This window comes from Streptomyces sp. AJS327 (genome assembly GCF_013450295.1).
In the GTDB taxonomy this organism is placed as follows: Bacteria; Actinomycetota; Actinomycetes; order Streptomycetales; family Streptomycetaceae; genus Streptomyces.
Map to the genome: position 1 here is coordinate 357,145 of NZ_SKBR01000001.1, position 20,714 is coordinate 377,858.

The following is a 20,714-nucleotide window of genomic DNA, read 5'->3' on the forward strand; positions in this document are numbered from 1 at the left end:
CCTCGGCGGGCGGTGGCGTGTGGGCGAGGCGCGTACGACGGTATCGCCGGGCGGGGCGCGGACGGTGCGACGGTACGGGCCGGGCCCCGCCCAACCCCCGCTGGCCCGGGGGACGCTGACCCGCCGGGCGTGGGCGGGACGGGTGCGGGGCGGGCGCCGCCGTCTCAACCGCCCTGTTCGTCCGGGGGGTTGCCGCCTTGCCCGTCCGGGGCGTTACCACCCTGCCCGTCCGGGGTGTTGGGCGTGGAGGCGAGGCCCCGGCGGGTGTACATCCGGGCGACGATGTCCTCGATGTCGGGTTCCCGTACTGAGAGGTCGACCAGCGGGTAGTCGGCGGCGACCCGGGCGACCAGGGGCGCGGCGCTCTCCGAGGCGGGGAAGGCCAGCCACTGCCGGGCCCCTTCGGTGCGCACCGTGCGGGCGCCGGATATCCCCCGGATCGGGGGCAGTTCGCGGTCCAGGTCGACGATCAGGGTGCGTTCGCCCTCGCCCGCCTCGTGCAGTCCGGTCAGCGGGCCGTCATACATCAGTCTGCCGTGGTCGATCACCATCACCCGGCGGCAGAGCTGCTCGATGTCGGTCAGGTCGTGGGTGGTGAGCAGAACGGTCGTCCCCGCCTCGGAGTTGAGGTCGCGGAGGAAGGCGCGGACGCGGGTCTTGCTGACCACGTCCAGGCCGATGGTCGGCTCGTCCAGGTAGAGGACCTCGGGGTCGTGCAGCAGCGCGGCGGCGATATCGCCACGCATCCGCTGACCCAGCGAGAGCTGCCGTACGGGGGTGTCCAACAGCGGTGCCAGCTCCAGCAGTTCGACGCAGCGGTCGAGGTTGGCGCGGAAGCGGGACGGCGGGATGCGGTAGATCCGGCGCACCAGTCCGTACGAGTCGCGCAGCGGCAGGTCCCACCAGAGGGTGGTCCGTTGGCCGAAGACCACTCCGATCCGCCGGGCCAGCGCGGTGCGTTGCCGCGCGGGGTCTATCCCGGCCACGCGCAGACGGCCGCCGCTGGGGGTGAGGATGCCGGTCAGCATCTTGATGGTGGTGGACTTCCCGGCGCCGTTCGGGCCGATGTAGCCCACCATCTCGCCGCGCGGCACCCGGAAGCTGATGCCGTCCACGGCGCGTACCTCGGTGCGGGTCCGGCGGAGCAGGCCGTTTCTCCGCCGGACGGGGAACACCTTCTCCAGCTCCGTCACCTCGATGAGGTCATCGCCCCGGTTCGCGTCCGTCCCCACAGCCGTCCCTCTCCCTCTCCTCGTCCGTACCGCGTTCCGTGCCGACTGCCGCGTTCCGTTCCGACGCGCCGCCGCCCGTGCCGCACCCCGCCCAACAGCCCCTCCCCGCCCGCCCGTTCCCCCCGTCTGCCCGCTCCCGCCCTCCACCCGTCCGCCCGGCTGTCCGTCCGCCGTCCCGTCCCGCTTCCGGGGCCCTCCCCGTACGGGTCTACGGGACCACGGGCGTACGGGTGGCGGCGCGGGGTCAGCTGCCGGTGCTGCGGTAGCCGCGCAGGGCGGCGCGCCAGAGCAGCCCGGTCAGCGCGCAGCACAGGACCGCGACGCCGGGGGCGGCCCAGTCCACCCAGCCGGGCAGGCCGAGGGGGTCCTCGTGGCCGAGGACCCGGAGGGCGGGCAGCCAGTTGACGAAGGCCAGGGGCACCACGAACGTCACCCCGCGTACCAGCTCCCGGCCGAAGACGGCCGGGGGGTACTGGAGGAGGGTGGTGCCGCCGTAGGTGAAGGCGTTCTGCACCTCGGCGGCGTCCTGTGCCCACAGCTGGAAGGCGCCGCCCGCTACGAAGAAGCAGCCGAAGATCACCGCCCCGCTGATCGGCATCAGGACGGTGAGCAGGATGTTCTCTGGGGTCCACGCCACGTCGACGGCGGTGACCGACCAGCCGAGCACCACGGCGCCCTGGGTGATCCGGCCGAGACGGCGGAGGGCGAAGCGGTCGGCGGCGATCTGCGCGAGGACCGGCACGGGCCGCACCAGCAGGGTGTCGAAGGTGCCGTCGCGGATGCGGGAGCCGATGCGGTCGAAGGAGCCGAGGAACAGGTCGGCCAGGCCGAAGGCGGTGGTGGAGGTGGCGTAGAGGAAGGCGACCTCGGGGAGGGCGAGCCCGCCGAGCTGGTCCACGTGCGAGAACATGATCAAGATCGCGGCGAAGTCCAGCGCGGTGGTGGCCAGGTTGCCGAAGGTCAGCAGCGCGAACGAGGCGCGGTAGGTCATGGTGGAGCGCACCCACATGGCCACGGTGTGACCGTAGGCACGCAGCCCCCACCAGCCCTGGACGAGGCGTCCCTCAGCCACCCTGGACCACCACCCGGCGGGTGGCGAGCGACTGGAGGAGTCGCCCCGCGCCCAGCAGCACCGCCGCCCAGCAGCACTGGAAGGCGAGGGCCGCCGCGAGACCGGCGCCCTGCCGCTGGCCGAGCAGCACGTCCGCCGGCACCTGGAGGGTCGCGGCCCAGGGCAGCCAGCGGACGATCTCCCCGAAGACGCCGGGGAAGACGGTGAGCGGCAGCAGCATCCCGGAGAAGAAGGTGCTGAGCAGCATGCTGAGCATGGTCAGCCCGTTCGAGTCGAGCAGCCAGAAGGCGCTGAGGGCCAGCAGGTAGCGGATGGCGAAGCTGACGATCACTCCGAGCGTCACGGAGACCAGGAAGAACAGCCAGGTCAGCGGGGATACGGGCAGGCTGAGCCGGAAGGCCAGCGCCCCGAGGGCCATCGGCGCGATGCCCCGTCCGAGCAGATGGAACAGGGCGCGGCCCAGGTCGGAGGCGAGCCACCAGAGCTGGAGGTCGACGGGCCGGTAGAGGTCGATGACCACGTCCCCGGAGCGGATGCGCTCCTGGAGTTCCTCCTGGAAGCCGCCGCCGATCAGGGAGGCGGTGGCGAGGAGCGCCTGTCCCGTCCAGACGAAGGTCAGCGCCTCGGCCTGGTCGTATCCGCCGAGCTGGGGGCGTTCGCTCCACAGCGCGATGAAGGTGTACGCGAGGACGAACCCGAAGACCGTGTTGGTGAACACACCGGCGACCGTGGCGACCCGGTAGGTGGCGTAACGGCGGAACCCGGTGACGGCGACGGCGAAATAGAGCTGGAGCGGACGCATCCTTTTGTGCTCCTCCTCCGTCTTCTCTATAGCACGTGCGTACGGTGCCGGTGCCGGAACCCGGGGGACACAAACCGGGGGAGCCTAGCCGGGGCCGCCGGTGACCGGCCACGGGTTTTTCACCGGATGAGGTGAGGTGGCACATCCGGTCGCTCCGCCCACCGACCGAGGAGGGGGTGGCTCGACGACGGGAGACGGCACGGATGATGCGACAGTGTTGAACGGGGCGGCCCGTACGAGACGGCCGCCCGACGGCGGACGAGGAGTCCCTGCTGATATGAGTGACGAGGCCAAGAGCGAGGCCGCGGACGACGGAGAGGCCGGGGAGCGATCCCGGTCCGAGGCGCCGGACGGTGCCCGCCGCAGAACCGGCCTGCGCAGACTGGTTCCCACCTGGCGCATGGTGCTGGGGGGCGTGCTGCTGTTCGTCCTCCTGGTCTCCGGTGCGCTCGTCGCCGGGTATCTGCTGGTCAGCATCCCTCCGCCGAACGCCGCCGCGGCGGCGCAGAGCAACGTCTACCTGTACTCGGACGGCTCCACCATCGCCCGGGACGGTGAGATCAACCGGGAGAACGTGAGCCTCGGGCAGATCCCGAAGTCGACCCAGCGGGCGGTGCTCGCGGCCGAGGACCGGAACTTCTACAGCGAGTCCGCCGTCGACCCGAAGGCGATGGTGCGGGCGGCGTGGAAGACGGTGACCGGTGGCGGAAAGCAGTCCGGCTCGACGATCACCCAGCAGTACGTGAAGAACTACTACCTCGACCAGGACCAGACGCTGTCCCGGAAGGCCAAGGAGTTCTTCATCGCGATCAAACTGGATCGCGAGGTGAGCAAGGACGACATTCTGCTGGGCTATCTGAACACCAGCTACTTCGGCCGGAACGCCTACGGGGTGCAGGCCGCCGCGCAGGCGTACTACGGCAAGGACGCCATCAAGCTGACCACCGCCGAGGGCGCCTATCTGGCGGCGCTGGTGAACTCGCCCAACGCGTACGACGTGCGGGCGCACCCGGAGAACCGGGACCGTGCCGTGGCGCGGTGGAACTACGTGCTGGACGGCATGGTCGAGAAGGGCTGGCTGGACCGGGCGGAGCGGAAGGCGATGAAGTTCCCGCAGCCGGACGTCGCCAAGCCGCCGAACGGCCTCTCCGGACAGCGCGGGTACGTGGTCGAGGCGGTGAAGAACTACCTGATCAGCAATGGGATCGTCGACGAGCAGCGCCTCGCGGCGGGCGGCTTCCGGATCACCACGACGCTGGACCGGAAGAAGCAGGAGGCGATGAAGGACGCCGTCGAGGACAAGCTGATGTCCCAGCTGGACAGGAAGCAGCGCAAGGTCGACAAGTACGTGCGCGCGGGCGGCACCTCGGTCGACCCCAAGAACGGCAAGGTCGTCGCGATGTACGGCGGCATCGACTACACCGAGCAGTACGTCAACAACGCCACCCGCCGTGACTACCAGGTCGGCTCCACCTTCAAGCCGTTCATCTTCACCTCGGCCGTGCGGAACGAGTCGAAGACGCAGGACGGCGAGACGATCACCGCGCGGACTGTCTACGACGGCACCAACAAGCGCGAGGTGGTGAGTGACGGCCAGGGCACCGACTACGCCCCGGAGAACGAGGACCACAAGTCCTACGGCCAGATCCCGGTCACCACCGCCATGGACAAGTCGGTGAACTCCGTCTTCGCGCAGATGGGCGTGGACGTGGGACCGAAGAGGGTGAAGCGCACCGCGATCGACCTGGGGCTCCCCAAGGAGACCCCGAACATGCCGGAGGACGGGTCGATCGCGCTGGGCGTGGCCACCGCCTCCACCATGGACATGGCCGAGGCGTACGCCACCCTCGCCAACCACGGCAAGCACGGCCACTACCGGCTGGTCGAGAAGGCCACCCGGGGCGGCGAGGTGATCAGACTGCCGGAGCACGATCCGCGGCAGGAGGTGCCGCGGGTCGCGGCCGACTCCACCACGGCGATCCTGCGCAGCGTCGTCGACCGGGGAACCGGCACCGCCGCCAAGTCCGCCGGGCGCCCCGCGGCGGGCAAGACCGGCACCGCGGAGGAGGACAAGGCCGCCTGGTTCGCCGGTTTCACGCCCGACCTCGCCACGGTGGTCAGCGTGATGGGTCAGGACTCGGAGAGCGGGGCGCAGAAGCCGCTCTACGGGGCGGCCGGGCAGAAGCGGATCAACGGTGGGGGCTACCCGGCCGAGATCTGGGGCGCCTACACCAAGGAGGCGCTGGACGGCCGTCCCGTGAAGAAGTTCGATCTGGACACCGACGGGGGCGACGCCGACGTGCCCACCACCCCGCCCCCGTCCAGCGGGCCGCCGGCCACCGAGCCACCGCCGTCCGAGCCGCCGTCCGAGGAGCCGCCGCCCACCACGGAGGAGCCGCCGGACGACGGCCCGAGCATCCCGGAGATCCCGACCGACCCGCCGCCGACCGAGCCCCCGCCCACCGGCCCGGGCATCCCGCCGACCGAGGGCCAGGACGGCGGCCCCGGTGGGGGTGATCCCGGCACTCCGGGGGGCGGTGATCCCGGCGGCGATCTGAACGGCGGCGTCGACCAGGGCCCGTACGGGGCGCGCTCCCGCGACTGACCGCCACCGCCCGCCCCGCACGGTGACCGCGCGTCACCATGCGTGACCGTATGTGCGTAGTGGGCTCCGGTCCGGCGTTCGGCGTGCCCGGGCGCCGGGCCGCCCGACGTCCGGCGCGAGGGCGGTGTCAGCTCCGGCGGTCACCTCGGGCCGATCCCTGGTGTTCGCGCTGGTGAGCGGTTTGCTACCGTGGAATCGCCGGTCGACGGGCGCGGGCTTCACCGCGCGGAACACGTCACCGGACCCGACGAGTCGCGTCGTACCGGGCAGGACAAGACGGCGCACCCCCGCAGTGTCACCACCACGGAGGTGCCGTCATGGCCTGGATTCTGCTGACCATAGCTGGCCTGCTCGAAGTCGGCTGGGCGATCGGGCTCAAGTTCACCGAGGGCTTCACGCGCCTGTGGCCCAGCGTCTTCACCGTGCTCGGCTTCGCGGCGAGCATGATCCTGCTGGCGCAGGCCGCCAAGTCCCTGCCGATCGGCACCGCCTACGGGGTGTGGGTCGGTATCGGTGCCGCCGGAGCCGCGATCGTGGGCATGACCTCGCTGGGCGAGCCCGCCTCCGCTGTCCGGATCTTCTTCATCGTCCTGCTGCTGGCCGCCATCGTCGGCCTCAAGGTCACCTCGGGTCACTGACCCGCCCGCCCCCGCCGCCCGGCGTCCGTCCGGGCGGCAGCGGGGTGACCGGCGGCGCGGCTCCGGGCCGCCCGGCCGGAGGCGCACCCGAACCCGTGGGGTGGCTGCCCGAACGCCCCGGCGAGCTGGGACAGTTGGAGGATGGACGCCGCCACCACCCCGCTCCGGGCCGGACTGATCGGCTACGGGCTCGCGGGCTCCGTCTTCCACGCGCCGCTCATCGCCGCCGCTCCGGACCTCACCCTCGACACCGTCGTCACCGCCGACCCGGAACGGCGGGCCGCGGCCCGTGCCGCCCACGGGGACCAACTGACCGTCGTCGGCGGTGTGGACGAGCTGTTCGCCCGCGCCGACCGCCTCGACCTCGTCGTCGTGGCCTCGCCCAACCGCACCCATGTGACCCTGGCCCGGCGGGCGTTGGAGGCCGGGCTGTCGGTCGTGGTGGACAAGCCGCTCGCCGGGACCGCCGCCGAGGCGTACCGGCTCGCCAGCCTCGCCGAGGACCGTGGACTGGCGCTGTCCGTCTTCCACAACCGCCGCTGGGACAACGACTTCCTGACGCTGCGCGCGCTGCTCGACGAGGGCGCGCTCGGCACCGTGCACCGCTTCGAGTCGCGGTTCGAGCGCTGGCGCCCGAAGCCGCGCGGTGTCTGGCGGGAGTCCGGCGACCCCGCCGAACTCGGCGGTCTCCTCTACGACCTGGGCAGCCACGTGGTGGACCAGGCGCTGACCCTCTTCGGCCCGGTCACCACCGTCTACGCGGAGGTCGACACGCGGCGCGCGGGAGCCGAGGCCGACGACGACACCTTCCTCGCGCTCGCCCACCGCGACGGCGTCCGCTCCCACCTGCACGTGAGCGCGACCGCGCCGCTGCTCGGGCCGCGCTTTCGGGTGCTGGGCAGCGAGGCCGGATACGTGAGCCACGGCCTCGACCCGCAGGAGGCGGCGCTGCGCGCCGGAGCGGTGCCGGGCGGTCCCGGCTGGGGAACCGAGCCCGACTCCGCCTGGGGCACGCTTGGTTCGCTGGACGCACGGCGGACGGTGCCCTCCCGCCCCGGTGACTACCCGGCCTTCTACGCGGCGATGGCCCGCGCGGTGCGCGGCGCGGGCCCACCCCCGGTCACCGCGCGGGAGGCGGCGGAGGGCCTGCGCGTCCTGGAGGCGGCGCGTACCTCGGCGGCCGACGGCCGGACCGTCCGCCTCAACCCCTGACGCCTGAGCGGTCCTCGCCAACTCCCGGGCGGTGCCGGGGTCTCGGAGCCCCGAACCCGATCGGCCCAACTCCCGGGCGGAGTCAGGCCGCTGGATGCCTGCCCGGCCGGGTCCAGGGCGCCTCTCCTGGCTCCGGACTCCGACGGGCCGCCTGGCCCCGGTCCGTACGGTCGGCCCAACTGACCGGTCCGGACGGGCCGTTGGTGGCCGTCGCACGCGGAGCCCCCGGCGTCCGGTGCGGCTCCCGGTGCGGTCGGGGGCTCCCGACGCGGTCCGGTTCGCGGCGCCGGGAGCGAAAGGGGCGGCGGTCAGACGTGGCGGGCGGTGGTGCGGAGGTCGTCGGCCGCGCGCCGGGCGGTGCGCACCGCGTCGTCCTTGAGCTTCCGCGCGGACTCGGTGGCCGAGCGCCGCACCGGCTCCACGGAGTCGCCCAGTTGCTCCGACAGCTGTGCCGTGGCCTCCCGTTCGGCCCGTGAGGCGGGGAACGCGGACGCCGCCAGCAGCCCCGCGCCGAAGGCGATCAGACCGGCCGCCATCGGGCTGCCACCCGTCCGCCGGGCGGCCCGCTCGGGCGCCTGGCGCACACCGTGGCCCGCCTGACTCGCCCGTTCCCTGGCGTTCCCGGCCGCCTGCCCGGCGCTGTCCCGCACGCCGCGGGTGGCCTCGCGCATGCTCCGCGCCGCCTGGTGGGCACGCTCCCCGTGGGGATGGTGCCGCCCGCCGTCGTGGTGGCCTCGCTCGTGCGGTTCGTCCTTCCCACGGCCGCCGGTTCCGTGGTGCTCGCCGCGACCGTGCCGGTGACCGGGGCCGTGCCCGTGGCCGTGCTCGTGCCCCTGGCCGTGGTGGTGCTCGTGTTCGTGCCGGTGCCGGTGTCCGTCCGCGTGCTCGTGCTGGTGCGCGTGCCGGTAGGACGGATGGTGGTGGCTGGAGTGCGGCTCGTGCTCGACGTGTCCCATCAGGCGCTCCCGGGTGCGGTTCATGGCGTGGCGTGCCCGGTCGGTCCGGCGGCGCATCACCCGCCGGGGGTCGGCTCGTTCGGTCAGCCGGTCGACGTCTCGTGACAGCTTCTCCCTGGTGGCCTCGATATCGGCTCTCACCTGGTCGGATGACGTGCCCATTCGGCGTCCTCCCGCAGCGTCTCCACGGTCTTGGTGGGCTTGGGCGACACGGAGCGCATCCGCATCCGCCCGACGAGGAACAGCACCGCCCCGATCAGCGCCCAGCCGCCGGTGACGATCAGTGCCGCCCAGCCGATGTCCATCAGGTTCGCCAGCCCGAACACGGCGGCCAGCAACAGGAAGAGGGCGACCATGTACCCGGCGAAACCGGCGCCGCCGAACATCCCGGCGGCCTGACCCGCCTTGCTCGCCTCCTCCCGCATCTCCGCCTTGGCCAGCTCCACCTCCTGGTGCGCGAGGTGCTGTACGTCCGAGGCCACCTCGGCGAGCAACTCGCCCATCGAGTCGCCCTCGTGGGGCGGGTGTGTCTCCTCCGCCGGGTACGCGCGCTCGCGCGCCCGCGGCCGGGTGGTCGGCATGCTCGACATCTCACACCTCCGCGTTCCGCTGGGCTGTCTCCCCGCTGGCGCCGCCGGTTCGCGAACCACCGCCCGCCCCCGCACCGGACGCCGCCCCCGTACCAGGTGCCGCCCCCGCACCGGACGCAGGTCCCCCACCGGGCTCCGATCCGTCCGACGATCCGTCCGACGGGGTGGAGCCGCCGCGCGCCCGCGCGGCCCGGCCGACGACCAGCCCGGCGAGCGCCGCTCCGCCGAGGAACGCGGCCGGGCGGCGGCGCGCCAGGCAGCGCAACTCTCCCCACACCCCGTCCAGGCCGTTGCGCTCCAGGTACTCGGCGGCGCGCTGGCTGCCGTCCGCGAGCTGCGCGGTCAGGGACTTCGCGGGGGAGTCGTGGGTGGCGTGCTCGGCCAGGTCCGCCAGGTCGCCGGACCACTGCCGCAGCGCCCGGGCCGCCTGCTCGGTCTGGTAACCGGCCTGCTCGGTCGCCCGGTCCCGCAACTCGTGCAGCGCGCTGTCCGCCTGCTGCCGGGCCTCGTCGGCGACGGCGTGCGCGCGCTCACCGGCGCCGCCCCGCTGCTCGCCGCCGCTCCCGCCGCCCGCGTCGGACGTCGGCCGGGGCGGGTCCGGGCCGCTCGGCAACTGCCCCGTCTCCTGGGCCCGTTCGCTGCCGGGACGGGCGGTCTGCGTGCTCATGATGCCTCCGTGGGGTGTGCGGTGGCGCGCGCCTCCACCGGGGTTCCGGTGGTGCGGCGCCTCCGTGGGGTGTCACCGCGGGCGGGTGGCGGCCCGCCGACGCCGTCGGCCACCTCGGCCGTGCCGGTGGGCCGCCTGCTTCGCTGTTGTGTGCCCGCGGCTCGCCGTGGTGCGCCCGCGGCCGGGGCCGCTCCGGCGCGCTGACGCGCGCTGTCCGGGCCGCCGTACTGTCCTCCGGGCCGCCGCCCGGACGGGGCCCGCGGGGGCCCGCGGGCCGGGGCGGGACAGCCACCGGGCGGGGGTGCGCCCGCTCAGGGCCGTCCGCCAGCCGGATACCCCTCGCGAGCCCCACGAAACGGGACAAACGAGATATGCGGTGACGAAAGACGGAACACGCCGTGGGATACGCGCTGGTGAACGGCGGTGGTGATACGCGCTGGTGAACAGCGGTGACGACATCGAGTGCCGGGGCGCCGAGTGACGGGCACCGGGCGACGAGCGGGGCGGGGCCGCCCGCAGCCCCGCCCCTCGCCCGGGGTGGGTCCGGAGCCCCGCCCCACACCACCGGGCGCTCCCGCCACCGCGTCACCCGCCACCGCGTCACCGCGGGTTCCGCCGGGGCGATCATGGTCTCCGCCGGACCGCTCAGCTGGGCTTTCGGTGCGGACGACCGGGGCCGGACGGTGCGCGGTCCGGCAGTCCGGCGCGGAGCGCCGCCCGCTCGGCCGCCGTCCACGCGGTCGTCGTCGCCAGGTACAGTCCGGCCGCCAGCGGCACCACCGCCGCCGTGACCAGGGTGCCGAAGGGGAGCAGCGGCAGCAGCCTGGTGAGCGCGGCCCCGCCCGGAGGCGTCATGCCGTTCCCAGCGTTCCCGGTGTTCCCGGCGTTCCGGGAGTTTCTGGCGGTGGAGCGGTCGTCGCGCCGGTCCGCGTTCGCCGCCGCGTTACGGGCCGCGACGCGGCGCGTGCGGACGAAGGTCCAGCAGGCGACGGCCGTGATGACCGAGAACAGCCCGAGGTACACGAGGCCGTGGGTGCCCAGCACTCCGCCGTCCCGCAGCGCGTCCGCCCAGCGCCCGCCGAGCGGGGCGCCGAACAGGTCCGCTTCGAGCAGTGTCCGGTCGGTGGTGCACAGGTGGTACATCACGAAGAACACCGGGAGTTGGAGCAGCGTCGGCAGGCAGCCCGCCGCCGGGGAGACACCCTCGCGACGGTGCAGGGCGCCGAGTTCGCGCCGCAGCCGCTCCGGGTCGTTCCGGTGCCGTCGCTGGACGCGGGCCAGTTCGGGGGCGAGCCGGGCGCGGGCGCGTTCGCCGCGGACCGCCGCCCGGGCCAGCGGGTGCAGCGCGAGGCGCACCGCGAGCGTGCAGATGACGATGGCGGCGGCGGTGGCCGAAGCGCCGAAGAGCGGGCTGAGCGCGTCGGACAGTCGCGCCAGCCAGGAGCCGAGAGTGGACAAGGTGGAGCCCTCCACGGGTCTCGTCGTGCCGAAGGACGGGAGTCGGCGTGACGAGCCACGCGGGCCTGACTCCGCGCCGCCCCGCGCGTGGTGCGCGGCGGCCCGGAGCCAGAAGAGCCTGGAGAACTCAGGGAGTTCAGAGGAACTCGGACGAGTTCAGGAGGCGTCAGGAGAGCGCGAAGTGCCCCCGCGTGGCCGTCCGGTGCGGACGGCCCGGGGCGCGCGGGCGCGGGCGGCCCGCGGCGTCGGGATCGCGCTGTGGCAGGTAGGCGGTACGGAGAGCCCGGTCCCGTATCGCCGTGCGTATGCGCCCGGTGGGTGGGGGAGGGGGCGGCGCGAGGTGGAGCAGGGCGTGGTGGAGGAGGGCGACCGCCGCGGTCGTCGCGAGGACGGTGACGGCCGTTCCCAGGCCGCTCTGGGCGAGCAGGAAGCCGACGAGGAGCAGGAGCGGGCCGGTCAGCAGGGCCCAACGGGCCCGCGTCGTACGGCTGATCATCCCTGCCCCCCTTCGCCTCCGCGTCCCCACCCGGGCGCGCTCGTCACGAGTCCCCGGGCACCAGCCCCGTGGTGTCACGGGACCCGTGCACAACAGCCCCTTCGGGCGCCGTGATCCGTCGCGCGGAACCCGGCCGTCCGCCTGCCCCCTCTGCCGGGCCCCACCGGGGGCCGCCCTGGGGACGGGGTGGCTCGCACACCCGTTCCGGCTCCGCTCACTTCCCCCAACGTCCGGCCCCGGCCCCCGGTTCCCCGCCCGCGTCCCCTGTCCCGGCAGAAGGCCCCGCCGGACGGTCCGCCGCTCCGTCCGCCGTCCGCCCCGCCGTCCGCGTCCCCGCCCCGGTTCCGATGACCGCCGCGCCGTCCGTGACGGTGCCCGTGGGGCCGACCGCCTCCCCGGCGTGGAGTGGGGCGAGGTCGTCCTCGTCGGAGGCCAGCACCTCGGCGTCGGGGCGGGGGTCGGGCGCCGGGCGTGGCCCGAGCCACGTCACCGCGAGCGCCACCAGCAGGTTCAGCACCAGCGCCACCAGGCCCGCGTTGACGCCCCACACCGGGTCGTTGCCGGTGAACACCAGCCAGCAGACCAGCGTCACCCCCACGGTCAGCCCGCTCAGCGCCCCCGCCAGCGTCAGCCCACGCCAGACCAGTCCCAGCAGCAGCATCGGGATCAGCTGCGCCATCCCCTCGTAACTGATCAGGGAGAGCCGAACCAGCGTGGTGGGCGCGGCGTAGGTGAGGAGGAGCGCCAGCGCCCCGGCGACGACCACCACGATCTGCGACCACAGCTTCTGCCGTCCCGCCAGCCGCGGCAGCGCGCCCAGCACGCTGCGCCCCCACATGGTGCCGATGACCAGCATGAACACCGCCATCGGCACGATGGAGGAGAGCGCGGCCGCCACCCCGATGACGCCCACCGCCCAGGCCGGGAGCGAGTCCACCACCATCTCGAACAGCGCGAGGTTGGAGTCGGCGCCGGCCAGCCCCGGCACCACGAAGAGCGCCGCGAGCCCCAGCAGCATCGGCACGAACAGCAGCACGTTGTAGATCGGCAGCAGGACGGCGTTCCGGCGCAGCGCCTCCGCGTCCCGCGCGCCCAGGTAACCGGCCACCGTGGTCGGGAAGATGACGATGGTGAGGGCGTTCAGCAGGCTCGTGGAGATGAACCAGCCCTCGCCCAGCCCGCCGGAGTCGTGCCCGGGCAGCGTCAGCCACTCGGCCTTGCTGTTCGTCAGCTGGTGCAGCAACTCGCCGTAGCCGCCGAAGTAGTGCAGCGGGACGTACACCGCGAGGAAGCCGAGGGTGAGGATGACCAGAACGTCCTTGAGCACCGAGACCCAGGCGCTGCCCCGCAGTCCGCTGAGCACCACGAAGCCGGTGGTGACCGCGAAGGCCAGGAAGTAGGCCCAGTTGAGGCTGATCGCGCCGTAGGAGATCGTCGAGACGACCACCCCCATGCCGGTGATCTGCAACTGGATGTAGGGCAGCAGGAAGACGGTGGCCAGGACCGCGACGGCGGCGCCGAGCCACGGCCGCCCGTACCGGTGGGCCACCATGTCGGTGATGCCGACGAGGCCGTGGCGCCGCGCGTACGACCAGAGCATCGGCCCCACCAGGTAGCCGAGCGCGTAGCCGCACGACATGTACGCCACCACGTAGAGCACCGGGGCGCCGAAGTCGTAGCCCCAGCCCGCGGCGCCCAGGTAGCTGAAACTGGTGTAGCTCTCGCCCGCCATCAGCACCCAGATGAAGACCGTGCCGAGGCTGCGCCCGCCCACCGACCAGTCCGCCAGGCCGCTTTCGTGGCCGCGCCTCCGGCCGCGCAGCGCCAGCAGCCCCAGCACCACCGTGAGCACCATGAAGGCCGCGAAGATCGAGGTCGCGACGGCCGCGTCGGAGGTCACCGGCGGGCCGCCCGGGAACGGCGGTCGCCCCGGTAGGCGCACCAGACCAGCGCCGGGGTCGCCAGCGTGGCCAGCAGCATCCAGAAGACGAGGAACGGCAGCCCGCCCACCGTCGGATGCACCCGGTTCACCAGGGGCACGGCCCCCAGGAACAGGACGAACGGGCCGAGCAGCCAGAGCAGATGAGGACGTCTACGCACGCGCGGGAGCCTAGACCCGACCGGCGCCCTCGCTGACCACCGCACCGCCCGCGACGGGCCCCTCCCCCGAGCACGGGTGCTCACGGGCGCGAGGACGCACGGGTACGAGGAGGGCGGACCCGCGGGTACGGGCGACGCGACCGTCGGGGCGGGCCCGGAGTCGGCGAACCGCGTCATCCGGTGGCGCCGACCGCTCCGCGAAGTCCCCCCGTGCCGGGCCGTGTTCGTGGCTACTGGCGGAGCGGCACCCCGTGCTCGTCGGCCCTGCGCCGTGCCGGGACGGCCGACGTACCCGGCGAGCCGGGTGTACACCTCCGCGCTGGGACCTTTCGACGGGCGGGCCGAAGTGCCGTCGCCAGCCCGGGCGTCGGTGACATCCCCGTCAGGAGCCGTCGTGCCCCAGCCAGAGGTCGGGGCCGAAGACCTCGTAGTGGACGGCGGAGGGGTGGAGACCCGCGGTGAGGAGCTGGGCGCGCACCGAGCGAAGGAACGGAAGCGGGCCGCAGAGGTAGGCGGTGGTGTCGGCGGGGATCGGGACGCCGGTGAGGTCGACCAGGCCGGTGCGGTGCGCGGGCCAGTCGGTGGCCGGGTGCTCGTACCAGACGTGGGCCGACGCGTCGGGGACCTTCCGCACCAGTTGGTCGAGGTCGGCGCGGAAGGCGTGGGAGAGCGGGTCGCGGTCGCCGTGGACGACGATGACCCGCCGGGTGGCGCCGGTGGCCGCGAGGTGGGCGAGCATGCCGATCATCGGCGTGCCGCCGATCCCGGCCGAGGCCAGCAGCACCGGCCCGTCGCCGTCCTCCAGCACCACGTCCCCGAAGGGGGCGCTGACCAGGAGCCGGTCGCCCGGGTGGACGTGGTCGTGCAGATGGTGGGAGACCTCACCGGCCGGTTCGCCAGCGGCCCTCCTGACGGAGAACTGAAGCGCCCGGTCGGGCCTGCCCGAGAGGCTGTACTGGCGGATCTGGCGTGCCCCGTCCGGCAGTTGGACCTGGACCGAGACGTACTGGCCGGGCCTGGCGGCCGGGATCGCTCCGCCGTCGACGGGGGCGACGAGGAAGGTGACGACGTCCTCGGTCTCCTGGAGCCGCGCGACCACCCGGCAGGTCCGCCAGGGGTCGCCGTTCGCCACTCCGGCCTCCTCGTAGAGCCGCCGCTCGATGGCGATCAGGGCGTTGGCCATCAGCCAGTAGACCTCGTCCCAGGCGGCGGCGACCTCCGGGGTGACGGTCCCGCCCAGGACCTCCGCGATGGCCTCGAAGAGGTACCGGTGCACGATCCCGTACTGGTCGGCGGTGATGCCGACCGAGGCGTGCTTGTGGGCGATCCGGGCGAGGAGCGAGTCCGGCCGGGTCTCCGGGTGCTCGACGAGGGCCGTGGCGAAAGCGGCTATCGAACCGGCCAGCGCCCGCCGCTGGCTGCCGTTCGCCTGGTTGCCCCGGTTGAACAGGTCCCGCGACAGCTCCGGATGGGCGGCGAACATCCTGTCGTAGAAGAGCGGGGTGATCTCACCGATCGCCCCGCGCACGGCGGGCAGGGTCGCGCGGACGGTCTCGGTGGACGCGGGAGACAGCATGGACGACTCCTAACACGCATCTGAGATGCAAATTTTAGGTCGTGATGAGGACACTCGGTGTGGGTGTGGGTGTGGGTGTGGGTGCGGGCGGTTGGGGTGCGGCGCGCGGGCGTGGGCGGTGGGCGGACGCGGGCGACGAATCAGCTGTCGGGGCGGGCCGAGAGGCTGACCAGGACCGGACCGGTTGGCGACGCCACCAGGTCGTCGATGGTCAGCGGATCGAGGGCGGCGAAGAACGCCTCCTGCGCGACGTGCAGGGCGTTCCGCAGGCGGCAGGCGGAGCGCAGCGGGCACGGCGGGTCGTCCTCGCAGCCGACCACGTCCCCGACGCCCTCCAGCTCCCGGACCAGCCTGCCCAGCGAGCCCGCCCGTCCGGACGTGGTGAGTGCCAGCCCGCCGCCGCGCCCTCGCCGCGCCTCGATGACGCCGAGCTGCCGCAGTCTGCTGACCACCTTCGCCGCGTGGTGGTACGGCACCTCGACCGCGTCCGCGACATCGCGGGTGGTCGGGTTCGCCGCGTCGTCGAGCACCGCGAGGCGCATGGCGACGCGCAGTGCGATGTCGGTGCTCTTGGTCAGCCTCACGCCACGCAGACTATTGAACTGGAATCTGAGATGCAAATTAACCGGGAGGGGCGGGCGATGCCCCGGCGGGTGCGGCCACCGGGCACACGTGGCACCGCCGGACGCCGCCGCCCGGTGCGTTGCCCCGCCGCCGGAGTTCGACGATCCGTACGTTCGGCGGGAGGCGTTCGACGACGAGCCAGGTGACGACGGCCGCTCCACGACCCTCAACGGGCCGTCCCCGTACCCCTCATGACTCGTCGAACGTAAGGACCCCAACAGTGGATCTCCCACGGAGTCTCACCGACGATCTCGCGTTCGAGCGGTGGCTGACGAGGCTGGAGGACCTGGAGGAGGCCGACTGGCGGCTGGAGGCCGGTGGGCGCGTCAGCGGTCCGGCGGCGGACACCTACCGGTCCCGGGTGACGGGCGGGGCGACGAAGTTCCCGGGACGGGTGCTTCGCACGGGCCAGGAGGCCGGCACATCATGGCGAACCCGGTGTTGCACATCTACCCGAGCAAGGTCATGACCTGCGTCCTCACCTTCCCGGCGGCGCTTTGCGAGCTGGGACCCGCACTCGATGACGCCCGGGTCACTCCCGACACTGACGGCTTCCGGCCAGCCTGCCGCAACATCGCCCGCACCGAGGAGAACATCGACGAGCTCCGGGCCGAGGCCGCCGAACCGAGACTCATTGTCGCCGACGAGGCCAGCCCGGCGATCCGCTGGGGACGCGAACGTCGGCGCCTCGCCCACCTGGAGAGCCTCATCGACGAACATGAACGCGGGTGACCCGAAGGGGGCACAGCATGAGTCCTGAGCCGGATCCGCCGCAGGAGTTGTGAGTCAAACTGCGGACGGCAGCCGACCGCTGCTGGCCGGGATCCCGCTGCACTTCTCGGGCAAGCTCTCCATCCTTGACCTGGCCGAGGAAGCCCAGATCAAGCGGTGGCTGCTGACGCACAAGTATCTGCACGGCTGGGATTGGCGGTTCGCATGGCGAGTGGTGAGGCGACTTCCCTAGGCTGCGGCGGAATGAAGGGGCGGCATCCGGCGACCGCCTCACGAGGACAGGTGCGGGAGAGCACGGGTGGAGCCCTACAGCAGGCACGGCAAGTTGGTGCGGGACCGGATTCCGCGGATTATCCGCGAAGACGGGGCCGAGCCTGTCACCTACACCGCGGGCCGGGAGGAATACCGCGGCCGGCTGCGGGACAAGCTCGGCGAGGAAGTCGCCGAGTTCCTTGAGGCGGACGAGGACTCGGCGCCGGAGGAACTCGCGGACGTGCTGGAGGTCGTGCGCGCGCTCGCCGCGGACCTAGGGGTCGACGCGGATCAGCTGGAGAAGATCCGTGAGGCCAAGGCGGGTGAGCGGGGCGGTTTCGCCGACCGGATCGTCTGGACGGGCAACCGCTGACCGCAGGCCGTCCTCGGCGACGAGTCGGTACGCGATTTCGTGCACAACTGCGTACGCGGCTGGGGATGTTGGTTGGTACGCGGCTTAGTGCACCAGGGTGCCGACGACTGGGGACGTCTGGCGGTACGCGATTTATGTCCGGGGCTTGGTCAGGACGGCATGCCCGACCCCTGGCAGCGGCAGCACGGGGGCACCGGCGGCAGGGGCGAGGCCAGCCCGGCGGGCGAGGGCGGTGATCTCGCCCGGGGCGATGCCGCGCTGGAAGGTTCCCTTGCTCTGGCTGGACCAGAAACCGTCGTGGTGGGCTGTCCAGCCGCCGTCTGCGGCGGCCTTGGTGATCTCCTCCGGCGAGCGGGTGACCACGACGACATAGCCGCCGGGGCGGGCGAAGGACGCCGCGTCTTGGAGGGCCTGGATCCGCTGCCAGGGGTCGGGCAGCACGTTGAGGACGAACGTCGAGGTGACCAGGTCGAAGCCGGTCCGCTCGGGGCGGGGCCAGCCGAAGTCGTCGTGAGGGTCGAAGCCTTCGGCATCCAGGTCCGCCGAGCGGTAGTGGGCGACGTCGGCGCCGCGGCCGCAGCCGTGGTCTAGGACGCACCGGACGCCGAGAGGGCCGGTCAGGTGCTCGGTCACGGCCCGGGAGGCCGGAGAGGGGGCCTGGCGGCTCATCGCGGTCTTATGGGGCTGATACTCCCTTGGGGCCGGGGCAGTGGAACTCTGGCCGGTGAGCTCGCTCAGTGCGAAGAGCACGCCGTCCGGCTCGGCCGCCTGGCCGGTGACGGGCAGGTCGATCAGCAGCGCGGAGTGGTCGGTGAACGCCGTCGGGCCACTGCGCACGGTCGCGTCCGGGGTGATGCTGGTCGTCGCGGTCAGGTGGTCGCTGAGCAGGGCGAGGTCGCAGCGGAAGCGGCTGGGCTTGCCGGAGAAGACCCGCTCGAAGGTGAAGGCGGGCGCCGTCTCGGCGGTGGTGTCGACCAGGCCCGCCCCCTGCAACAGCTGCCTGAGTGTCTGCCGTTCGGCGTCGGTGGTGAAGGTGCTGGTCTCCTCGCCGAACAGGCCGTCCTCGGGGCGGGGGGCGAGGTTGAAGTCCCCGCAGACCAGCAGCGGGCGGCCGTCCTCGGCCGCGGCCATCACGGCGAGTTCGGCCAGCTGGGCGGCCCGGGCGGCGTCGGCATAGGCGTCGAGATGCACCTGGAGGACGACAAGCCACTCCAGCTCGATCCGCTGGACCCACGTCCTGGGTGAGGACACGGCGGCGGGCGGGGCGAGGTCTTCGCTGGTCCAGGCGGCCAGGTGTCCGTCGCCGCCTGCGAAGATGAAGCCGCCGAGTGCGGGCGGCGTCCGGTCGGCGGGCTTGAAGGGCTCCTGGGCGAGCACGGCCTTCACGCCGTGCTCACGCAGCCAGGCGGCGAGGTTCGAGCGGGCGCCGACGGCGCCGAGACGCTTGTTGAGGTTGACCGAGGCCAGCAGCACGAGGGGTCCTTAATGTCACAGGGGCAGGGGCCTGCCGGAGGCGGCCTCGTCACGGAAGGCGTCCCACAGGATGTTCAGCGGGTGGGAGGCGTCATAGGTCTCGCGTTCGCCCTTGCGGGCGAAGACGCCGGAGATCAGCTGGAGCATGGAGTCGAAGTCGTCGGCGAAGTCGATGAGCCGGAAGTCTTCGCTGGTGGGCAGGCGCCCGTCGACGGCGGCCTCGCCGATGGAGCGGGCACAGAGCATGCACCCATAGGTCATGCGGGACCGCAGCAGAGCGAGTCCGTAGTAGATGTCGTCGATCTCGGCGGCGATCTGCAGCTGCGAGCGGAAGTCCGGGCCATACCAGCGCTCTACGAAGTCGGTGATCACCCCGCGGGAGGGGATGACCAGCGGCAGGGTCCGCAGCCGGTCGACGCCGACGGTCCTGGCAGCGAGTTCGCGCACCGGCAGGTTCGTCAGCAGGGCCAGGCCCTCGCGATGCCATTCGAGGAAGTCGTACTCGGGGGCGACCCGCTCGGCCGCGGCATCGGCCGCCAGCCCGCCGCACAGCAGGTCGACCTGGTTGGAGTCCAGGCGTTTCCAGAAGTCGCGGGTCCGCACATGCACGACCTTCAGCTCGACCTCCCGCTCCAGCAGCTGCGGCGCGACACGCTCCCACACCCGCCCCAGGAAGCCGAGGGTGAACTCGGTCGTCCCCACCGTCAGCGTCGAGCCGAGACGGCGGCGGGAATCGGCGATGCCCTGCAGCCAGTCGGCGAAGGTGGCCCGGGCCCGCTCGACGACCTCCAGCCCGGTCGGGGTGAACAGGAAGTCCCGGCCCCGTCCCTGCTTGACCACCAGCAACTCACCGGTGAGAGCCTGGAAGTTGCGGTTGAGGATGTCGAGCTGCCTCTGCACGCTGGACTGCTCACGCCCCAGCACCTTCGCCGCGGCCAGCGCGGTCCCCGCCTCACGGACGACGATCAACGTCCGCATCTGGTCCCAGGTCAGATCCAGCAAGTTCGGGGAACACGCCAGCAGATCGCCACGGAACCCCTCCGGGCCCGGCACCTTCAACGGTCCGGACGGCAACGACGGCACCATCACGCCCCCTCCCTGACGCGGCCTCAACCAGCTTGCACTGTCCGCACGGCCAGCAGAACTGAACTTCTCCGCATTTCATCCCGAGAAAACCTTTAAATGCCCTATCGGGCATATGGATATCGCGGACTATCCCGGGGAACATTTCAGCAGCCGCCTTCGATTCGAAAGGCGATGCCCGCAGCGCTGCCTGCATCCCCGGGGGTGACTCATGCTCTCAGCCGAGTCGATCACCTGGCTGATCAGTCAGGGCGCCATGAAATGGCCCGGCCAACTCCGAGGTGACGGGCTGCTGTTGACGCTCGGCTCGCCGCTGCAGCCGCTGACGGCGCCCGGCACGCTGGTGATCGACCTGGCCGACCAGTCCAGCATCGACGACCTCTACGGCGAGCCGGTCACCGAGTGGAAGGCCCACGAGCTGATGCCCGGCGAGATGCTGCTGGGGGTGGTCGAGGAGCCGCTGCGGCTCGGGGCCGGACTGATGGGCATGATCGGCGGCCTGAGCCACCTGGCCCGCGTCGGCCTGGCCGTCCACGTCACCAGCCCCTTTGTCCTGCCCGGCTGGAACGGGCACCTGACGCTGGAGCTCGTGAATACCGGCCCCGCCGTCCTGCGGCTGCACCACGGCATGCCGCTGGCCCGCCTGCTCGTCTTCGCCCTCGACGGGCCCCGCAGCGACGACGTCACATCCCACCCGTTCTACGGCCGCGAGGCCGACCTGAAAAGCCGATACGCCGACGAGTTCCCCGTCGGCCCGATCCGGAGGTGACCCT

21 protein-coding genes and 1 riboswitch are annotated in these 20,714 nt (G+C 72.7%); of the genes, 7 read left to right on the plus strand and 14 right to left on the minus strand.

Features of this window, described 5'->3' with window-relative positions; all coding sequences use genetic code 11:
• Positions 1 to 164 precede the first annotated feature (164 nt).
• The 3 genes from E0L36_RS01335 to E0L36_RS01345 form a co-directional block, all read right to left on the minus strand.
• On the minus strand, positions 165 to 1,232 hold the full coding sequence (locus E0L36_RS01335) for an ATP-binding cassette domain-containing protein (protein WP_180927009.1): 1,068 nt from the start codon (positions 1,230 to 1,232) through the stop codon (positions 165 to 167).
• Positions 1,233 to 1,476: 244 nt separating this feature from the next.
• Positions 1,477 to 2,241 carry an ABC transporter permease gene (locus E0L36_RS01340; protein ID WP_180928519.1) on the minus strand — a complete coding sequence of 255 codons (765 nt, stop codon included), beginning with the start codon at positions 2,239 to 2,241 and terminating at the stop codon, positions 1,477 to 1,479.
• Positions 2,242 to 2,296: 55 nt separating this feature from the next.
• On the minus strand, positions 2,297 to 3,106 hold the full coding sequence (locus E0L36_RS01345) for an ABC-2 family transporter protein (RefSeq protein WP_180927010.1): 810 nt from the start codon (positions 3,104 to 3,106) through the stop codon (positions 2,297 to 2,299).
• A 277-nt stretch (positions 3,107 to 3,383) separates the two neighbouring features.
• Here E0L36_RS01345 and E0L36_RS01350 point away from each other — a divergent pair, with 277 nt between their 5' ends.
• From E0L36_RS01350 to E0L36_RS01360, 3 genes are all read left to right on the plus strand, one after another.
• A complete protein-coding gene (locus E0L36_RS01350) occupies positions 3,384 to 5,711 on the plus strand; it encodes a transglycosylase domain-containing protein (protein WP_180927011.1) in 2,328 nt (775 codons plus the stop codon).
• Positions 5,712 to 5,932: 221 nt separating this feature from the next.
• A riboswitch (guanidine-III (ykkC-III) riboswitch) is annotated at positions 5,933 to 5,997 on the plus strand.
• 31 nt (positions 5,998 to 6,028) lie between these two features.
• A complete protein-coding gene (locus tag E0L36_RS01355) occupies positions 6,029 to 6,349 on the plus strand; it encodes a multidrug efflux SMR transporter (protein WP_180927012.1) in 321 nt (106 codons plus the stop codon).
• A 141-nt stretch (positions 6,350 to 6,490) separates the two neighbouring features.
• Positions 6,491 to 7,561, plus strand: coding sequence for a Gfo/Idh/MocA family oxidoreductase (locus E0L36_RS01360; protein ID WP_180927013.1), 1,071 nt, complete (start codon positions 6,491 to 6,493; stop codon positions 7,559 to 7,561).
• Positions 7,562 to 7,869: 308 nt separating this feature from the next.
• On the opposite strand, the gene E0L36_RS27305 is transcribed toward E0L36_RS01360, so the two are convergent.
• The 9 genes from E0L36_RS27305 to E0L36_RS01405 form a co-directional block, all read right to left on the minus strand.
• Positions 7,870 to 8,679: a DUF3618 domain-containing protein gene (locus E0L36_RS27305; protein ID WP_258015858.1), complete on the minus strand. Its 810-nt coding sequence runs from the start codon at positions 8,677 to 8,679 to the stop codon at positions 7,870 to 7,872.
• Positions 8,655 to 9,107: a phage holin family protein gene (locus E0L36_RS01370; protein WP_308416589.1), complete on the minus strand. Its 453-nt coding sequence runs from the start codon at positions 9,105 to 9,107 to the stop codon at positions 8,655 to 8,657. The genes E0L36_RS27305 and E0L36_RS01370 overlap by 25 nt, the downstream gene beginning before the upstream one ends.
• Position 9,108: 1 nt before the next feature.
• On the minus strand, positions 9,109 to 9,774 hold the full coding sequence (locus tag E0L36_RS01375; protein WP_180927014.1) for a hypothetical protein: 666 nt from the start codon (positions 9,772 to 9,774) through the stop codon (positions 9,109 to 9,111).
• Positions 9,775 to 10,419: 645 nt separating this feature from the next.
• Positions 10,420 to 11,232 carry a membrane protein insertase YidC gene (locus tag E0L36_RS01380; protein ID WP_180927015.1) on the minus strand — a complete coding sequence of 271 codons (813 nt, stop codon included), beginning with the start codon at positions 11,230 to 11,232 and terminating at the stop codon, positions 10,420 to 10,422.
• Positions 11,233 to 11,398: 166 nt separating this feature from the next.
• Entirely contained in the window at positions 11,399 to 11,728 is a 330-nt protein-coding gene (locus tag E0L36_RS01385) for a DUF6412 domain-containing protein (RefSeq protein WP_180927016.1), read from the minus strand.
• A 214-nt stretch (positions 11,729 to 11,942) separates the two neighbouring features.
• Complete coding sequence (locus tag E0L36_RS01390; RefSeq protein WP_258015975.1) at positions 11,943 to 13,583, minus strand: sodium:solute symporter; 1,641 nt, start codon at positions 13,581 to 13,583, stop codon at positions 11,943 to 11,945.
• A 41-nt stretch (positions 13,584 to 13,624) separates the two neighbouring features.
• Positions 13,625 to 13,828, minus strand: coding sequence for a DUF3311 domain-containing protein (locus E0L36_RS27310; protein ID WP_308416590.1), 204 nt, complete (start codon positions 13,826 to 13,828; stop codon positions 13,625 to 13,627).
• A 382-nt stretch (positions 13,829 to 14,210) separates the two neighbouring features.
• Positions 14,211 to 15,404: a globin domain-containing protein gene (locus E0L36_RS01400; protein ID WP_180927018.1), complete on the minus strand. Its 1,194-nt coding sequence runs from the start codon at positions 15,402 to 15,404 to the stop codon at positions 14,211 to 14,213.
• 140 nt (positions 15,405 to 15,544) lie between these two features.
• Positions 15,545 to 15,988, minus strand: coding sequence for an Rrf2 family transcriptional regulator (locus E0L36_RS01405; protein WP_180927019.1), 444 nt, complete (start codon positions 15,986 to 15,988; stop codon positions 15,545 to 15,547).
• A 466-nt stretch (positions 15,989 to 16,454) separates the two neighbouring features.
• On the opposite strand from E0L36_RS01405, the gene E0L36_RS01410 reads away from it, so the two are divergent.
• The 3 genes from E0L36_RS01410 to E0L36_RS01420 all read left to right on the plus strand — a co-directional run bounded on the left by E0L36_RS01410 (position 16,455) and on the right by E0L36_RS01420 (position 17,385).
• A complete protein-coding gene (locus E0L36_RS01410; RefSeq protein ID WP_180927020.1) occupies positions 16,455 to 16,760 on the plus strand; it encodes a hypothetical protein in 306 nt (101 codons plus the stop codon).
• 49 nt (positions 16,761 to 16,809) lie between these two features.
• Positions 16,810 to 16,992 (plus strand): hypothetical protein, encoded by a 183-nt coding sequence (locus E0L36_RS01415; protein WP_180927021.1) that lies wholly within the window; start codon positions 16,810 to 16,812, stop codon positions 16,990 to 16,992.
• 66 nt (positions 16,993 to 17,058) lie between these two features.
• Positions 17,059 to 17,385: a nucleoside triphosphate pyrophosphohydrolase gene (locus E0L36_RS01420; RefSeq protein ID WP_180927022.1), complete on the plus strand. Its 327-nt coding sequence runs from the start codon at positions 17,059 to 17,061 to the stop codon at positions 17,383 to 17,385.
• Between the two features lie 132 nt (positions 17,386 to 17,517).
• Here the strand turns inward: E0L36_RS01420 and E0L36_RS01425 are convergent, their stop codons facing one another.
• Positions 17,518 to 18,858 (minus strand): methyltransferase domain-containing protein, encoded by a 1,341-nt coding sequence (locus tag E0L36_RS01425; RefSeq protein ID WP_180927023.1) that lies wholly within the window; start codon positions 18,856 to 18,858, stop codon positions 17,518 to 17,520.
• 15 nt (positions 18,859 to 18,873) lie between these two features.
• Positions 18,874 to 19,944 (minus strand): LysR family transcriptional regulator, encoded by a 1,071-nt coding sequence (locus E0L36_RS01430; RefSeq protein WP_258015859.1) that lies wholly within the window; start codon positions 19,942 to 19,944, stop codon positions 18,874 to 18,876.
• Between the two features lie 208 nt (positions 19,945 to 20,152).
• On the opposite strand from E0L36_RS01430, the gene E0L36_RS01435 reads away from it, so the two are divergent.
• The gene (locus tag E0L36_RS01435; protein ID WP_180927024.1) at positions 20,153 to 20,710 is read left to right on the plus strand and encodes a hypothetical protein; all 558 of its coding nucleotides are present in this window, start codon (positions 20,153 to 20,155) and stop codon (positions 20,708 to 20,710) included.
• The last annotated feature ends 4 nt before the right edge of the window (positions 20,711 to 20,714 follow it).

Coding starts and splice junctions, on each gene's coding strand:
- E0L36_RS01370 (WP_308416589.1), bottom strand. CDS start 9,107: ATGTCGAGCATGCCGACCACCCGGCCGCGGGCGCGCGAGCGCGCGTAC.
- E0L36_RS01355 (WP_180927012.1), top strand. CDS start 6,029: ATGGCCTGGATTCTGCTGACCATAGCTGGCCTGCTCGAAGTCGGCTGG.
- E0L36_RS01340 (WP_180928519.1), bottom strand. CDS start 2,241: ATGTGGGTGCGCTCCACCATGACCTACCGCGCCTCGTTCGCGCTGCTG.
- E0L36_RS01375 (WP_180927014.1), bottom strand. CDS start 9,774: ATGAGCACGCAGACCGCCCGTCCCGGCAGCGAACGGGCCCAGGAGACG.
- E0L36_RS01400 (WP_180927018.1), bottom strand. CDS start 15,404: ATGCTGTCTCCCGCGTCCACCGAGACCGTCCGCGCGACCCTGCCCGCC.
- E0L36_RS01435 (WP_180927024.1), top strand. CDS start 20,153: ATGCTCTCAGCCGAGTCGATCACCTGGCTGATCAGTCAGGGCGCCATG.
- E0L36_RS01430 (WP_258015859.1), bottom strand. CDS start 19,944: ATGGTGCCGTCGTTGCCGTCCGGACCGTTGAAGGTGCCGGGCCCGGAG.
- E0L36_RS01385 (WP_180927016.1), bottom strand. CDS start 11,728: ATGATCAGCCGTACGACGCGGGCCCGTTGGGCCCTGCTGACCGGCCCG.
- E0L36_RS01410 (WP_180927020.1), top strand. CDS start 16,455: ATGGCGAACCCGGTGTTGCACATCTACCCGAGCAAGGTCATGACCTGC.
- E0L36_RS01360 (WP_180927013.1), top strand. CDS start 6,491: ATGGACGCCGCCACCACCCCGCTCCGGGCCGGACTGATCGGCTACGGG.
- E0L36_RS27305 (WP_258015858.1), bottom strand. CDS start 8,679: ATGGGCACGTCATCCGACCAGGTGAGAGCCGATATCGAGGCCACCAGG.
- E0L36_RS01345 (WP_180927010.1), bottom strand. CDS start 3,106: ATGCGTCCGCTCCAGCTCTATTTCGCCGTCGCCGTCACCGGGTTCCGC.
- E0L36_RS01390 (WP_258015975.1), bottom strand. CDS start 13,583: ATGGTGCTCACGGTGGTGCTGGGGCTGCTGGCGCTGCGCGGCCGGAGG.
- E0L36_RS01350 (WP_180927011.1), top strand. CDS start 3,384: ATGAGTGACGAGGCCAAGAGCGAGGCCGCGGACGACGGAGAGGCCGGG.